The organism is Geodermatophilus sp. SYSU D00663, from assembly GCF_054050655.1.
Genome location: NZ_JBJGZT010000003.1, coordinates 125412 through 138542, shown reverse-complemented (window position 1 = coordinate 138542; position 13131 = coordinate 125412). Strand labels below are relative to the sequence as shown.

The 13131-nt window shown below is 77.9% G+C and carries 15 protein-coding genes and 1 tRNA gene; 11 read left to right on the top strand and 5 right to left on the bottom strand.

The genetic code is table 11. The features are described from left to right. Positions 1-22 precede the first annotated feature (22 nt). The 5 genes from ispD to ACI79Z_RS03560 are packed head-to-tail and all read left to right on the top strand — an operon-like array spanning position 23 to position 4022. The gene (gene ispD, locus ACI79Z_RS03580; RefSeq protein WP_456901710.1) at positions 23-697 is read left to right on the top strand and encodes a 2-C-methyl-D-erythritol 4-phosphate cytidylyltransferase; all 675 of its coding nucleotides are present in this window, start codon (positions 23-25) and stop codon (positions 695-697) included. Further along, on the top strand, positions 694-1194 hold the full coding sequence (ispF, locus tag ACI79Z_RS03575; RefSeq protein ID WP_387987131.1) for a 2-C-methyl-D-erythritol 2,4-cyclodiphosphate synthase: 501 nt from the start codon (positions 694-696) through the stop codon (positions 1192-1194). The genes ispD and ispF overlap by 4 nt, the downstream gene beginning before the upstream one ends. Then, the gene (cysS, locus tag ACI79Z_RS03570) at positions 1191-2594 is read left to right on the top strand and encodes a cysteine--tRNA ligase (RefSeq protein WP_456901709.1); all 1404 of its coding nucleotides are present in this window, start codon (positions 1191-1193) and stop codon (positions 2592-2594) included. Before ispF ends, cysS begins: the two co-directional genes overlap by 4 nt. Continuing rightward, positions 2594-3553, top strand: coding sequence for a 23S rRNA (guanosine(2251)-2'-O)-methyltransferase RlmB (rlmB, locus tag ACI79Z_RS03565; protein WP_456901708.1), 960 nt, complete (start codon positions 2594-2596; stop codon positions 3551-3553). The genes cysS and rlmB overlap by 1 nt, the downstream gene beginning before the upstream one ends. Positions 3554-3605: 52 nt before the next feature. Continuing rightward, complete coding sequence (locus tag ACI79Z_RS03560; RefSeq protein ID WP_456901707.1) at positions 3606-4022, top strand: cupin domain-containing protein; 417 nt, start codon at positions 3606-3608, stop codon at positions 4020-4022. A 2-nt stretch (positions 4023-4024) separates the two neighbouring features. On the opposite strand, the gene ACI79Z_RS03555 is transcribed toward ACI79Z_RS03560, so the two are convergent. The 3 genes from ACI79Z_RS03555 to ACI79Z_RS03545 all read right to left on the bottom strand — a co-directional run bounded on the left by ACI79Z_RS03555 (position 4025) and on the right by ACI79Z_RS03545 (position 7497). After that, positions 4025-5290, bottom strand: coding sequence for a DUF445 domain-containing protein (locus ACI79Z_RS03555; RefSeq protein ID WP_456901706.1), 1266 nt, complete (start codon positions 5288-5290; stop codon positions 4025-4027). 60 nt (positions 5291-5350) lie between these two features. Next, a complete protein-coding gene (locus ACI79Z_RS03550; protein ID WP_456901705.1) occupies positions 5351-6616 on the bottom strand; it encodes a S1C family serine protease in 1266 nt (421 codons plus the stop codon). A 104-nt stretch (positions 6617-6720) separates the two neighbouring features. Next, positions 6721-7497, bottom strand: coding sequence for an ABC transporter permease (locus tag ACI79Z_RS03545; RefSeq protein ID WP_387987115.1), 777 nt, complete (start codon positions 7495-7497; stop codon positions 6721-6723). A gap of 151 nt (positions 7498-7648) precedes the next feature. On the opposite strand from ACI79Z_RS03545, the gene ACI79Z_RS03540 reads away from it, so the two are divergent. Next, on the top strand, positions 7649-8359 hold the full coding sequence (locus ACI79Z_RS03540; RefSeq protein WP_456901704.1) for a hypothetical protein: 711 nt from the start codon (positions 7649-7651) through the stop codon (positions 8357-8359). Here ACI79Z_RS03540 and ACI79Z_RS03535 read toward each other — a convergent pair. Further along, entirely contained in the window at positions 8329-8805 is a 477-nt protein-coding gene (locus ACI79Z_RS03535) for a DUF2695 domain-containing protein (RefSeq protein ID WP_456901703.1), read from the bottom strand. The genes ACI79Z_RS03540 and ACI79Z_RS03535 overlap by 31 nt on opposite strands. A gap of 96 nt (positions 8806-8901) precedes the next feature. Here ACI79Z_RS03535 and ACI79Z_RS03530 point away from each other — a divergent pair. Further along, positions 8902-8974, top strand: a tRNA-Thr gene (locus tag ACI79Z_RS03530). On the opposite strand, the gene ACI79Z_RS03525 is transcribed toward ACI79Z_RS03530, so the two are convergent. Next, positions 8974-9405, bottom strand: a complete 432-nt coding sequence (locus ACI79Z_RS03525; protein ID WP_387987108.1) for a DUF5313 family protein — start codon at positions 9403-9405, stop codon at positions 8974-8976. The genes ACI79Z_RS03530 and ACI79Z_RS03525 overlap by 1 nt on opposite strands. 121 nt (positions 9406-9526) lie before the next feature. Between ACI79Z_RS03525 and ACI79Z_RS03520 the strand changes: the two genes are divergently transcribed. From ACI79Z_RS03520 to ACI79Z_RS03505, 4 genes are all read left to right on the top strand, one after another. Next, positions 9527-9958: a CBS domain-containing protein gene (locus tag ACI79Z_RS03520; RefSeq protein ID WP_456901702.1), complete on the top strand. Its 432-nt coding sequence runs from the start codon at positions 9527-9529 to the stop codon at positions 9956-9958. Between the two features lie 66 nt (positions 9959-10024). After that, a complete protein-coding gene (rarD, locus tag ACI79Z_RS03515) occupies positions 10025-10942 on the top strand; it encodes an EamA family transporter RarD (protein WP_456901701.1) in 918 nt (305 codons plus the stop codon). 83 nt (positions 10943-11025) lie between these two features. Beyond that, entirely contained in the window at positions 11026-11358 is a 333-nt protein-coding gene (locus tag ACI79Z_RS03510) for a DUF3263 domain-containing protein (RefSeq protein WP_387987099.1), read from the top strand. Positions 11359-11423: 65 nt separating this feature from the next. Beyond that, positions 11424-13118, top strand: coding sequence for a LytR C-terminal domain-containing protein (locus tag ACI79Z_RS03505; RefSeq protein WP_456901700.1), 1695 nt, complete (start codon positions 11424-11426; stop codon positions 13116-13118). Positions 13119-13131: the final 13 nt, after the last annotated feature.

Below are 13131 nucleotides of genomic sequence, written 5' to 3'. Positions count from 1 at the left end.
CTCGCTCTCCCGGACCACTCCCGTGTCCGCTGTCGGCATCGTCGCAGCGGCCGGGAGTGGTTCGCGTCTGGGGGCGGACAAGCCCAAGGCGCTCGTCGAGCTGGCCGGCCGCCCGCTGGTCTCCTGGGCGGTCGACACGCTGCTGGCCGGTGGCGTCGACGAGGTCGTCGTCACCGTGCCCGCGGCCGAGCGCGACGCCTTCGCCGCCGTCCTGCCCGGCAGCGTCGCGCTGGTCGACGGCGGCGCCACCCGCACCGCCTCGGTCCGCGCCGCGCTGTCGGCCGCCGGCCCCCACGCCGACGCCGTCCTCGTGCACGACGCCGCCCGCCCGCTGACCCCGCCGGACGTGGTGGCCCGCGTGCTGGCGGCGCTGGCCGCCGGCGCGCCCGCCGTCGTCCCGGTGCTGCCGGTCGTGGACACCACCGTCGTCGTCGACGCGGCCGGCACGGTCACCGAGGCCGTGCCCCGCGCGGTGCTGCGGCGGGTGCAGACGCCGCAGGGCTTCGACCGCGCCGTCCTGGTGGCCGCCTACGCCGCACTGGACGACGCCCTCGTGGACGCTGCAGCGCTCACCGACGACGCCGCCGTCGTGCGGGCCGGCGGCGTGCCGGTGACCACCGTGGCCGGCGACGAGCGCGCCGCGAAGGTCACCGTGCCGCACGACCTGCACCTGGCCGCGCTGCAGGCCACCCGGTGAGCGACGACCTCCCGCGCGTCGGCCTCGGCGTCGACGTGCACCCGGTCGAGGCCGGCCGGGAGTGCTGGCTGGCCGGGCTGCGGTGGCCTGGCGCCGACGGCTGCGCCGGGCACTCCGACGGCGACGTCGCCGCGCACGCCCTCACCGACGCGGTGCTGTCCGCGGCCGGTCTCGGCGACATCGGCGGGCTGCTCGGCACCGACGACCCGCGCTGGGCCGGCGCCCGCGGCGTCGCTGTCCTCGAGCACGTGCGGGAGACCCTGGCCGCCGCCGGGTGGCGGGTCGGCAACGCGGCGGTGCAGCTCGTGGCGCCCACGCCGAAGCTCGGCCCGCGCCGGGCGGAGGCGGAGGCGGCGCTGTCGGCGGCGCTGGGCGCCCCGGTGAGCGTCACCGCCACCACCACCGACGGGCTGGGGCTGGTCGGCCGCGGCGAGGGCCGGGCCGCCCTCGCGACGGCGCTGGTCGTGCGCACGGGGTCCGTAGACTCCCCGCAGTGAGCCTCCGCCTGTACGACACGGCCGCGCGCGCGGTCCGGGACTTCACGCCCCTGCGTCCCGGCGAGGCCTCGGTGTACGTCTGCGGGCTCACCGTCCAGGGACCGCCGCACGTCGGGCACGTGCGCGCCGCCGTCGCCTTCGACGTGCTGCGCCGCTGGCTGACCGCGAGCGGGCTCGAGGTCACCTACGTCCGCAACGTCACCGACATCGACGACAAGATCCTCGTCAAGGCCGCCGAGCACGGCGTCCCGTGGTGGGCCTGGGCGTACACCAACGAGCTGGCCTGCACCCGCGCCTACGACGCCCTCGGCGTCCTGCCGCCCACCTACGAGCCGCGCGCGACCGGGCACGTGACGGACATGGTGGCGCTGGTCGAGCGGCTGGTGGAGCGCGGGCACGCCTACACCGTCGACGGCGACGCCTACTTCGACGTCCGCAGCTTCCCCCGCTACGGCGAGCTGACCCGCCAGGCGCTGGCCGACCTGCAGCCGGCCGCCGACACCGACACCGACGAGCGCAAGCGCGACCCCCGCGACTTCGCGCTGTGGAAGGCGCACAAGCCCGGCGAGCCGGAGACCGCGAGCTGGCCGACCCCGTGGGGTCCGGGCCGGCCCGGCTGGCACCTGGAGTGCTCGGCGATGGCGGGGCGCTACCTCGGCGCGGAGTTCGACATCCACGGCGGCGGGCTGGACCTGCGCTTCCCGCACCACGAGAACGAGCGCGCCCAGTCGATGGCCGCCGGCCTGCCGTTCACCCGGTACTGGATGCACAACGGCTGGGTCACCCTCGGCGGCGAGAAGATGAGCAAGTCGCTGGGCAACACCGCGCTGGTCGACGAGGTCGTCCGCCGGGTGCGCCCGGTCGAGCTGCGGTACTACCTGGTGGCGCCGCACTACCGGTCCACCGTCGAGTTCACCGACGCCGCGCTGGCCGAGGCGGGCGCCGCCTACCGGCGGATCGAGTCGTTCGTGCACCGCGCCGCGGAGCGGGCCGGCCGGGACACCGCCACCGGCCTGCCGCCGGCGTTCCGCGAGGCCATGGACGACGACCTCGGCACCCCGGCCGCGATCGCCGTCGTCCACGAGGTCGTCCGCGCCGGCAACACCGCCCTGGCCGAGGGGGACGACGCCGCGCTGGCCGACGCGCTCGGCGCCGTGCGGGGCATGCTGGGTGTGCTGGGGCTGGACCCGCTCGACCCCCACTGGACGGCCGGCGGGGACGCCGACGGCCGGCTGGCGGAGGTCACCGACGGCCTGGTCCGGCTGGCGCTGGAGCAGCGGCAGGCCGCCCGCGCGCGGAAGGACTACGCGGCGGCCGACGCGCTGCGCGACCAGCTCACCGCCCTCGGCGTGCAGGTCGAGGACACCCCGCAGGGACCCCGATGGGAGCTGACCCGCTGATGGCCGGAAACAGCCAGCGCCGCGGCCGCACGAGCGGCGCGGGCAAGAAGGGCGCCACCGCCGGCACCGGCGGCAAGAACCGCCGCGCGCTGGCCGGCCGCGGGGCGACCCCGCCCGCCGAGAAGCGCACGGGCCACCCGGCGCAGCGCCGCGCGCAGGCCGACGCCCGCCGCCGGGCCGAGCGCGACCGCAGCCGCCAGCGCGCCGAGGAGGCGCCGGAGCTGCTGCTCGGCCGCAACCCCGTCGTCGAGGCGCTGCGCGCGCAGATCCCGGCGACGGCGCTGTACGTCGTCACCGGGGACACCCGGGCGGCGACCGACGAGCGGATCACCGAGGCGCTGCACCTGGCCAGCGACCGCGGCCTGCCGCTGCTCGAGGTGGGCAAGGCCGAGTTCGACCGGATGTCGAACAACGCGCTGCACCAGGGGATCGGGCTGCAGGTCCCGCCCTACGAGTACGCGCACCCCGACGACCTGCTCGACGTCGCCCGCGACTCCGGCCGGCCGCCGCTGGTCGTGGCCATGGACGGCGTCACCGACCCGCGCAACCTCGGCGCGGTGGTCCGCTCGGCGGCCGCCTTCGACGCGCACGGCGTCGTCGTGCCGCAGCGGCGCGCGGTCGGGATGACCGCCTCGGCGTGGCGCACCAGCGCCGGCGCCGCCGCCCGGCTGCCGGTGGCCCGCGCGGTCAACCTGGCCCGGGCGCTGGCCTCCTACCAGGACGCCGGCCTGCAGACGGTCGGCCTGGCCGGCGACGGCGACGTGGACATCGCCGACTACGACGGCCTCGCCGACCCGGTGGCGCTGGTCGTCGGCGCGGAGGGCGCGGGGCTGTCGCGGCTGGTGCGCGAGCGCTGCGACGTCGTCGTCCGCATCCCGATCGCCCGCGACACCGAGTCGCTCAACGTGAGCGTCGCGGCGTCCATCGCCCTCTACGCCGCCGCCCAGGCCCGACGGTGACACGGCGGTCCTGCCGGACCGCACCGCGGCCGGGTGCCCTCTCCCTGACGCCGTGAGCCCCGGCGGACGCGTCCCTCCTCGGGGACCCTCCGGGCCCCGCTCGCCGGTCGCGGTCACCGCGATCCGGCTCGGGCTGGAGCCGCACCCCGAGGGCGGCTGGTACCGGCGCACCTGGACCTCGCCGGCCGCGGTCGGCGACCGCCCGGCCGCGACGGCGATCCTCTACCTGCTCGCACCGGGGGAGTCCTCGGCGCCGCACACCGTCGACGCCGACGAGCTGTGGCTCTGGCACGGCCCGGGCGCACTGGTGCTGCACGTGGGCGACGAGCGCACGGTGCTGGACGCGGCGCACCCGCAGGTGCTCGTGCCCGCCGGCGCCCGGCAGTCGACCGCCCCGGCGGAGGACGAGGTGCTGGTGACCTGTGTCGTCTCGCCGGGCTTCGCGTGGAGCGGCTTCCGGCTGGTCTGAGCTCAGCCCAGCAGCTGGGCGAGGGTGTAGATGACCAGCCCGGCCAGCCCGCCGACGACGGTGCCGTTGATGCGGATGAACTGCAGGTCCCGCCCCACCTGCAGCTCGATGCGGCGGCTGGTCTCCTCGGTGTCCCAGCGGGCGACGGTGCTGCCGACGACGTCGGCGAGGTCACCGGCGAAGCGCTCCACCAGGTAACCGGCGACCCGCACCGACTGCTGCTGCACCCGCTCGCGCACCCGCGGGTCGCTCCGCAGCAGCCGGGCGGCGTCGCCGATCATGCCGGTCACCCGGGACCGCAGCTCGGAGTCCGGGTCGGCGGCGGCGGCGAGGAACGAGGTCTTCGCGTTGGTCCACAGCGACGAGGACCAGGCGCGCACCGCCGGGTGGTCGAGCAGCTCCTTCTTGAACCCCTCGACGCGGGCGGCGGTGTCGGGGTCGGTGCGCAGGTCGTGCACGTAGGCGCGCAGCCGGGCGTCGTAGACCCGACGCAGCTCGTGGTCGCGGTCGGCGCCGACCTCCTCCAGGAAGCCCTGCACGCCCGCGAACACGCGGTCGAACACCCGGTCGTCGACCCAGTTGGGCACCCACGACGGGGAGGCGTCCCCGAGCTGGGCGCGGAACACCACCCGGTTCTCCTCGAGGAACCGGGCGAGGTAGCGCAGGCCCGCCGACAGGACCTCCTGGTGCCGGTCCCCGTCGACCACCAGCTCCAGGACCCGGGCCAGCACCGGCGCCGCCGGCGTCGCGTGCAGCTTGCGGTCGACCAGGCCGGAGACGGCCTGCTGCAGGTCGTCGTCGCGCAGCAGGTCGGTGAGGCCGGTGAGCCCGGCGGCGGCGTCGCCGGCCAGCCGCTCCGCGCGGCCGGGCGCCGCCAGGAAGGTCCCGAGCCGGCCGGGGACGTCGACGGTGGCGAGCTTCTCCTCGACGACCGAGCGGGTCAGGAAGTTCTCCTGCACGAACGTGCCCAGGCTCGCGCCGATCTGGTCCTTCTTGCGCGGGATGATCGCCGTGTGCGGGATCGGCAGCCGCAGCGGGTGCCGGAACAGCGCGGTGACGGCGAACCAGTCGGCCAGCGCGCCGACCATCGAGGCCTCGGCGGTGGCCCGCACGTACCCGACCCAGGGCCCGGCGGTGTCGCCGAGCAGCACGCAGGCGAGGAAGACGGCCGCCGCGAGCAGGAACAGCCCCGTGGCCAGCCGTTTCATCCGCCGCAGCCCGGCGGCGCGCTCCGGGTCGTCGAGCGAGGAGGCGAGCGGGGCGCTCACAGACGACGACACCCTCCCCAGCCTAGAGGCGGGGGAGGGTGCCTTCCCGGGCTGGAGGGGTCAGTCCGCGCTGCTGCCGAGGGTGACCTCGACCGTCGACGTCCCACCGTCGCGCTGCACGGTCAGCTGCACCCGCGTGCCGGGGGCCGAGCTGCGGATGGCGGCGGTCAGCTCGGTGGAGGTGGTCACCGCCCGGTCGCCGACCGCGGTGACGACGTCGCCGGCCTGCAGGCCCGCTTCCGCGGCGGCCCCGCCGGGCTGCACCTGCACGACCTGCGCGCCGGTGCCCACCTCGGACGAGGCGGTCCCGCCGGCGGTCTGGGCGTTCACCCCGAGGACGGCGTGGGTGGCCGAGCCGGTGTCGATGATCTCCTCGGCGATCCGCTGGGCGGTGTTGCTCGGGATGGCGAACCCGACGCCGATGCTGCCGCTCTGCGACGACGAGCCGGGCGCCCCCGAGGCCACCGAGGCGATCGCGGTGTTGATGCCGATGACCTCGCCGGAGGCGTCGACCAGCGCGCCGCCGGAGTTGCCGGGGTTGATGGCGGCGTCGGTCTGCAGCGCGTCGATGACGGTGGCGTCGTCCTGGGTGGAACCGGTGGCCACCGCGCGGTCGGTGGCGCTGACGATCCCGTCGGTCACCGTGTCGGACAGGCCGAGCGGCGCGCCGATCGCGACGGCGAGGTCCCCGACCTGCACGTCGTCGGAGTCGGCGAACGTGGCCGCGGTGAGCCCGCCGGCGCCCTGCAGCCGGATCACGGCGAGGTCCGAGGTCGGGTCGGTGCCGACGACGGTGGCGTCGTAGAGCGTGCCGTCGGAGGTGCGCACCTGGATGGCGGCGTCGCCGGTGCTGCCGTCCAGCGTGACGACGTGGTTGTTGGTGAGCACGTAGCCGTCGTCGGAGAGCACCACGCCCGAGCCGCTGCCCGAGCCAGAGCCGCTGGTCACGTAGACGGTGACGACGCTGGGCGAGGCCTTGGCGGCCGCGGCGGTCACCGCGGTCGCGTTCTCCGGGTCCGTGATGACCACCGACTGCGCCGTGGCCGCCGTCCCGCTGCCGCCGCTCCCGCCGCCGGAGGTGAGGGCGACGACCCCGGCCCCGGCGCCGCCGCCGACGAGGGCCCCGGCGAGCAGCCCGGCGACGCCCATCCGCAGCCGGCCCGCCCGCCGCCTCTCCGGCGCCGGCGCGGGGGCGGGCGCCGGCGGCGGCAGGGTGCCCGTCGCGGTGCCGGCCGGCGGGTACCAGGAGTCGCCGGACGGCGGCGGGGTCCAGCCTGGGGTCGCACCGGTCGGCTGCGCCGGGTTCGGGTACGGGTGTCCGTTCACTGCTGTGGTCCTCCTCCTGGGCGGCCGTCCGCCGCTCTGGGGACCACTCTCGGCGCGGCGTCTGGCGGGGCCCTGCGCAGCGCCTGTGAGGTGTCTGGGCGTCCTCAGCGGGGGAGGTCCGGCAGCACCCGCCCCCGTGCGACCAGCTCGGTGACCACCCAGACCGCCGCCACCTCGGCGGCCAGCAGACCCACCAGGACCAGCAGCTGGGCGGCGCCGGCGGCCAGCGGGCCGCCCCCGCCGAGCAGCACGCCGACGTAGGCGCCGGGCAGCGTGACGAGGCCGACGGTGCGGGTCTGGTCCAGCGGCGGCAGCAGGGCGGTCGCGGCGGAGGGCCGGGCGACCTCGAGGACGGCGTCGCGGGGGAGCAGGCCCAGCGCCAGGGCCGCCTCGACCTCGCCGCGGCGGGTGGTCAGCTCCTCGCGCAGCCGCCGGCCGGCCAGCGACGTCGCCGTCATCGCGCCGCCGACCAGGATGCCCGCGACCGGGATCACCGCCTCCCCGCGCAGCGGCACCGTGCCGCTGGCCAGCACCAGCGCGACCACCGGCGCCGCGCCGCCGGCCACCGCCAGGGCCGCGGACCCCACCCGGCGCGGGGCACCGGGCGCCCGCAGCGGCAGGCCGCTGACCCGTCCTGCCGCCGTGACCGCCGCGACGGTGACCATCAGCAGCACGAACGCCGCCGACAGCCACAGCGAGCGGACGACGACCAGCAGCACCGCCGAGACCGCCGCCAGCTGGACGGTGGCCCGCAGCGCCGCGACGACGACCGGCCGCTCCTGCCCCAGCCCGGACAGCCGCCCACCCGCCGCCGCCAGCACGGTGAGCAGCACCAGGACGACGGCCAGCGGCGGGCCGAGCTCGACGACGGAGGTCCCCACGGCCGCCGATCCTGCCGTCCGCGACCCGGCCGCCCGCGACACGCCGACCACGGTGTGCGACGGGAGCGTCGCGGGGTAGAGGGGGACCCCGGTCGCTCCCCTGGGAGCGGGCGGGTACCCGCTGCCCGGCCTGCGCTCCTGGAGGCTGCTCGTGTCCACCCGCGGTCTGCCCGCCCGTCTGCTCGTGGGCCTCGCCGCCCTCACCGCCGCCGCGGTCGCCGTCGTCGGCGGCCTCGCCCTGCGGCCCCCGGGGCTGCTCGCCGTCGCGCTGGCCGCGGTGGTGACCTCCTGCCTGGCCGGCGGCGTGGCGCGCGAGTCGCACGAGGACGGCCGGCCGCCGCGGTACACCCCGCTGGAGGCGGCCTGGCGGGCCGGCGCGGTCACGATCGGCGTGCTGCTGTTCCTGTCCGGCACCGCGGCGCTGGGCGGTCCGGCGCTGACGGCCCTGGCCGGTGCGGTGCTCTTCCTCGGCGGGCTCGGGTCGTGGCTGCTGCACACCGGCCGCCCGGTGCGGCCGGCCGCCCCCGACGACGCCCCGGCGCCCGGCCGGCTCGCCGCACCGGCGCCGCAGCGGCCGGTGGCCGGCGCCCGCCCGGGGGAGGCCGTCGGGACGGTCACCTCCCTGCCGCCGGTGACGACCCTGACGACCGCGGCGCTGGGCCGCGAGTGGCTCGGCACGACGGCCGCGCTGGCCGGCCGGCTGGACCCGGCGGCGCGGCAGTCGATCGTCCGCCGCCGCCAGGACGCCCTCGACGAGCTCGAGCGCCGCGACCCGGCCGGCTTCGCCCGCTGGCTGGCCGAGGGGCCGCTGCCCGGCAGCGACCCGGCCGGCTACCTGCGCGAGGGCCCGGCGGCCGCCTGAGGGTCGAAGACGGCAGCGGGGTCGACGTTCATCACGACCTCGCAGTCGCAGAACCCGCCGTACTCCTCGAGCCCCTCGTGCAGCCGGTCGAGGGCGATGCCGTGCCCGGCGGCCCAGGCGTCGGTGGCGCGGTGGGTCCGGTCGCAGTCCCCGGCCGAGAGGACGGCGTCGAGGTGCTCGCGCAGCGCGTCCAGCTGGGTCCGGTCCAGCGGCAGGAGCCCGGCCGGGTCGTCGATCGGTGCCACGCGCTCAGCATCGGCAGCGGGGGCGTCGGCTCGACCCGTGTCGTCGGCCGGGACGGCGGCGGACAGCGCCCGGCCCAGGCGGAGGGACCACACCGGCCCGGCGAGCCCCGCCCGGCGGGTCCACCGGCCCGGGCCGGCCGCCGGCACCACCGGCGCCGTGCCGACCGACCCGACGACGTCGTCGACGGACCCGAGGGACACCGGCGGCACGCTCACAGCGGCCGTCGTCGCCCGTCCAGGGACGGACGTCCCCCGAGGGGTCCCTATCCTTGACGCCGGGAGCGGTTCCCGTGTCCCGCCGGCGTGGCGCAACTGGTAGCGCACCCGACTTGTAATCGGGCGGTTGGGGGTTCGAGTCCCCCCGTCGGCTCAGTCGAAGCTGCCCGCCCCGCCCACGCGGTAGGGGTGGTGCCGCTCGGCGCGGGCCGCCCGCGCCCGCTCGGCGCGCTCCTCGCGCAGCCGGGCGGCGGTGCCGGCCGGGTAGCCGGCCTTGGCCACGCGGTGCTCGGTCGTCTCCACCACGAACGCCAGCGAGTACATCAGCCCGACCATCAGCCCCCCGGCCGCCGCGGTCAGCCGGTAGCCCATCCCCACGGGGACGGCGACCAGACAGATCACCACCAGCGGGGCGAGCTGCACCAGCGAGCGGGCGACGTGCCGGCGCACCCATCCCGGCCGGGTGGTGTCCGACAGCACCCACGGCGACAGCTCCCGGGGCAGCCCGCCGCCGACGGCGTAGCGGAGCCACTGCAGGACGGTCGGGCGGCGGGACGTCGCGGGCGCGGCGTGCTGGGTGCGCACGCCTCGACGGTAGGCCCCGCTGTCCACCCCGGGAACCGGGACCGGACCGTCCCGACCGGGCCGTTGCCCCCCGCACGGCGGCGGGTGGACACTGCGACCCCCGAGGGGAGGGAGGGCTCCCGTGCAGATCGCCTCGCTGCTCCGCCGCAAGGGCCCCGACGTCGTCACCGTGGCGCCGGACCGGCCCGTCCGTGCCGCCCTGGCCCTGCTCGCCGAGCACCGCATCGGCGCGCTCGTCGTCTCCCGCGGGGGAGGCGCCGTCGACGGCATCGTCTCCGAGCGCGACGTCGTCCGCGCCCTGCACGCCTCCGGGCCGGAGGTCCTCGACGGGCCGGTGTCGGCGCTGATGACCGCCGAGGTGCGCACCTGCGTGCCCGGCGCCTCGGTGCACGACCTCGCCCGCACGATGACCGACCACCGCATCCGGCACGTGCCCGTCGTCGAGGACGGCCGGCTGCTGGGGATCGTCTCGATCGGCGACGTCGTCAAGGCCCGCCTCGACGAGCTGCAGGAGGAGCGGGACCACCTCGTCGACTACATCCAGACCACGTGATCCAGACCACGTGATCCAGACCACGTAATCCAGACCACGTAGCGGCGCGGCGTACGGTTGCCCGCCGTGGACGAGCGGCGGGCGGGCACGGCAGCGGGACTCGCCGCCTACGGGTTGTGGGGTGTCTTCCCGCTCTACTTCCCGCTGCTGGAGCCGGCCGGCGGGGTGGAGATCGTCGCCCACCGCATCGTCTGGTCGCTGCTGTTCGTGGCCGTCCTCCTGACCGTGCTGCGGCGGTGGGCACTGGTCCGCGCGGCGGTCACCGACCGCCGCACGCTGCTGGTCCTGGCCGGGGCCTCGGTGCTCATCGCGGCCAACTGGCTGGTCTTCGTCTACGGCGTCAACTCCGGGCACGTCGTCGAGACCTCGCTCGGCTACTTCATCAACCCGCTGGTCAGCGTGCTGCTCGGCGTCGTCGTCTTCGCCGAGCGGCTGCGTCCGCTGCAGTGGGCCGCGGTCGGGCTGGCCGCGGTGGCCGTCGTCGTCCTGACCGTCGACCACGGCCGGCCGCCGTGGATCGCCCTGGCGCTGGCCGCCACCTTCGGCAGCTACGGCCTGCTCAAGAAGCTGGTGCGGGTGGAGGCGGCGCCGGGCCTGTTCGTGGAGACGGCGGTGACCTTCCTGCCGGCGCTGGTGCTCCTCGCCGTCCTGCAGGCCACCGGGCGGGGCACCGCGGGGTCCGAGGGCACCGGCCACCTCCTGCTGCTCGCGGCCTCGGGCGTCGCGACGGCGGTGCCGCTGCTGCTGTTCGCCGCGGCCGCCCGGCGCATCCCGCTGTCGACCGTCGGGCTGCTGCAGTACGTCACGCCGCTCATGCAGCTGGCACTGGGTGTCTTCGTGTTCCACGAGCCGATGCCCCCGGCGCGGCTGGCGGGCTTCGCGATCGTCTGGGCGGCGCTGGCGGTGTTCACCGTGGACAGCCTGCGCTCGGCCCGGGCCGCCGGCCGGAGGGCGGCCGCCGGGCAGGTGCCCGCCGCGGCCTGACCGCGCGTCTCGGGCTGTGGCCTGTCACCCCCCGGGCCTACCGTTGTGGGTGACGGCTTCCCCCCGATCGAACGGACCCGACCATGACCCCCGACCCCGACCCCGCGGTCTCCCCGCCGGGGGGCCCGGAGTCCGGTGAGGGCCCCGCGCAGCCCGCGGGCCTGACCCGGCGCGAGCACGAGATGCTGGCCTTCGAGCGGCAGTGGTGGCGCCAGCCCGGCGCGAAGGAGACCGCGATCCGCGAGCGGTTCGGCCTCCCGCCCACCCGCTACTACCAGGTGCTGAACGCGCTGGTCGACCGCCCGGCCGCGCTCGAGGCCGACCCCCTCCTCGTCCGCCGCCTGCGCCGGCTGCGCACCGCGCGGCGCCAGCGGCGTTCGCCTCACCTGCTGGGCAAGGGCTCCTCCGCCCTCTAGATTTGGTGACCGTGGGCAGGCACGCGGCACCAGGCGGTGACCAACCGGACCGGCCGTCAGCCCCGGTGGCAGGCGGCCGGCGCCGCACCGACCACCCCAGCGCGCCCCTGCCCGACCTGCCCACGAGGCCCGGCCCCGGCGTCGACCCGGGCGCCGCGGAGCTGAGCGACCACCCGACGACGCCCGGTCCCGGCCGCAGCCGCGCCGACCGCCGCCGCGACGCGCTGCTCGGCGCCGCGGACGAGACCGACCGCCGCCGGCTCACCGGCCGGTCCGCCCGCCCCGCCGTGGCCGCCCGCCCGGCAGCCCCCGCGCCCCCGGCGACGCCCGCACGCCCGGCCGAGCCGCAGCGCCCGCCGGTCCGCGCGCCGCAGCCCGAGGCGCCGGCCGTCCGGTCGCGCCCCGCGCAGCCCGCCGCCCCGGCCCGTCCCCGCGTCCCCGCGCCGGTGGCCGCCGGCGCCGCCACCCGGCAGGTGCCCGCGCCCCAGCCGCCGGCCCACCCCGCGCCCCAGCTGCCGGCCCGCCCGGCCGAGCCGCCGACCGCGCAGTCGTCGGCCGTCTCCCGGCCGGCGCCCTCGCCGCCGGCCCGTCCTGCGCCGCCCGAGACCACGGTCGCGCCGTTCCAGGCGGTCCCCCGGCCCGACGCCGAGGCCGCCGCCGAACCGGCGGCGCCGCCGCTGGACCCGTGGGACCAGCCGGCCCGCCCGCCGGCCCGCGGCCGGGCGCAGCCCCCGCCCGCGGCGGATCCGGCGCGGTCCCGGGACCGGGGCCGGACCCCGGGCGAGGCCGCCGCCGGGAACGGCTACCGCGACTGGACCAGCCCCTCCCGGGCGGGCACCGCGACGCCGGCCGCCCCGCCCACCGAGGCGATCCCCGACCGCGAGGTGTCCCGCGACCGCGTGGCGTCCGCGGACCGCGCGCCCGCCCCGGCGACCGAGGCGATCCCCGACCGTGAGGTGTCCCGGGACCGCCCCCCGGCCGCGCCGCTGACCGAGGCGATCCCCGACCGCGAGGTCGCCGGCCGCCGCGACCGGGCGCAGCGGGACCGCGACGCCGAGCCGGACACCGGCCCGCAGACCGACGGCACCGGCGTCGTGGGCAACCGCGCCGCCATGCGCGCCGAGCGCCAGGCGAAGGAGGCCGAGCGGCAGGCCATGGAGGCCGAGCGCCGCAAGGCCGCGCGCCGGGCCGGGGTCTCCCGCGCCGCGCTGCGCGCCGCCGAGGGCGAGGACGCGCCGCCGCGCCGTCGCGCCGGGGTCGCGCTGCTGGCGGTCGTCGTCGTCGCGCTGGTCGTGCTCGGCGTCTACAGCTTCACCTCCCCGGCGGCGCAGGAGGCCGGCTCGGCCGCGACGCCGACGAGCGAGCCGTCGGCCTCGACGTCGGTGACGCCCTCCTCGGGCCCGCTGCCCCCGCTGTCGGCCCAGCCGCTGCCCCCGGTCGAGCAGGCGCCCAGCACCCCGGTGCGCGTGCCGGTGACCGTCCTCAACGCCACGCAGACCGGTGGGCTGGCCGCCGACGTCGCCACCGCGTTCGCCGCCCAGGGCTGGACGACGGCCGGTGTCGGGGCCTACGAGGGTGGGGACGTCGCCGCCACCACCGTCTTCTTCGACGAGGGCGACGAGTCGCAGCGCCAGTCCGCCCTGCAGCTCATGGAGGCGTTCCCGGGCATCACCACCGGGCCCGCGGTGCGGTTCTTCGAGGTGCCGGACGTGCCCGACCCGGGCCTGGTCGTCGTCGTCACCGGCGGGCTCGAGCCCTGACCGCCCCCGGTCG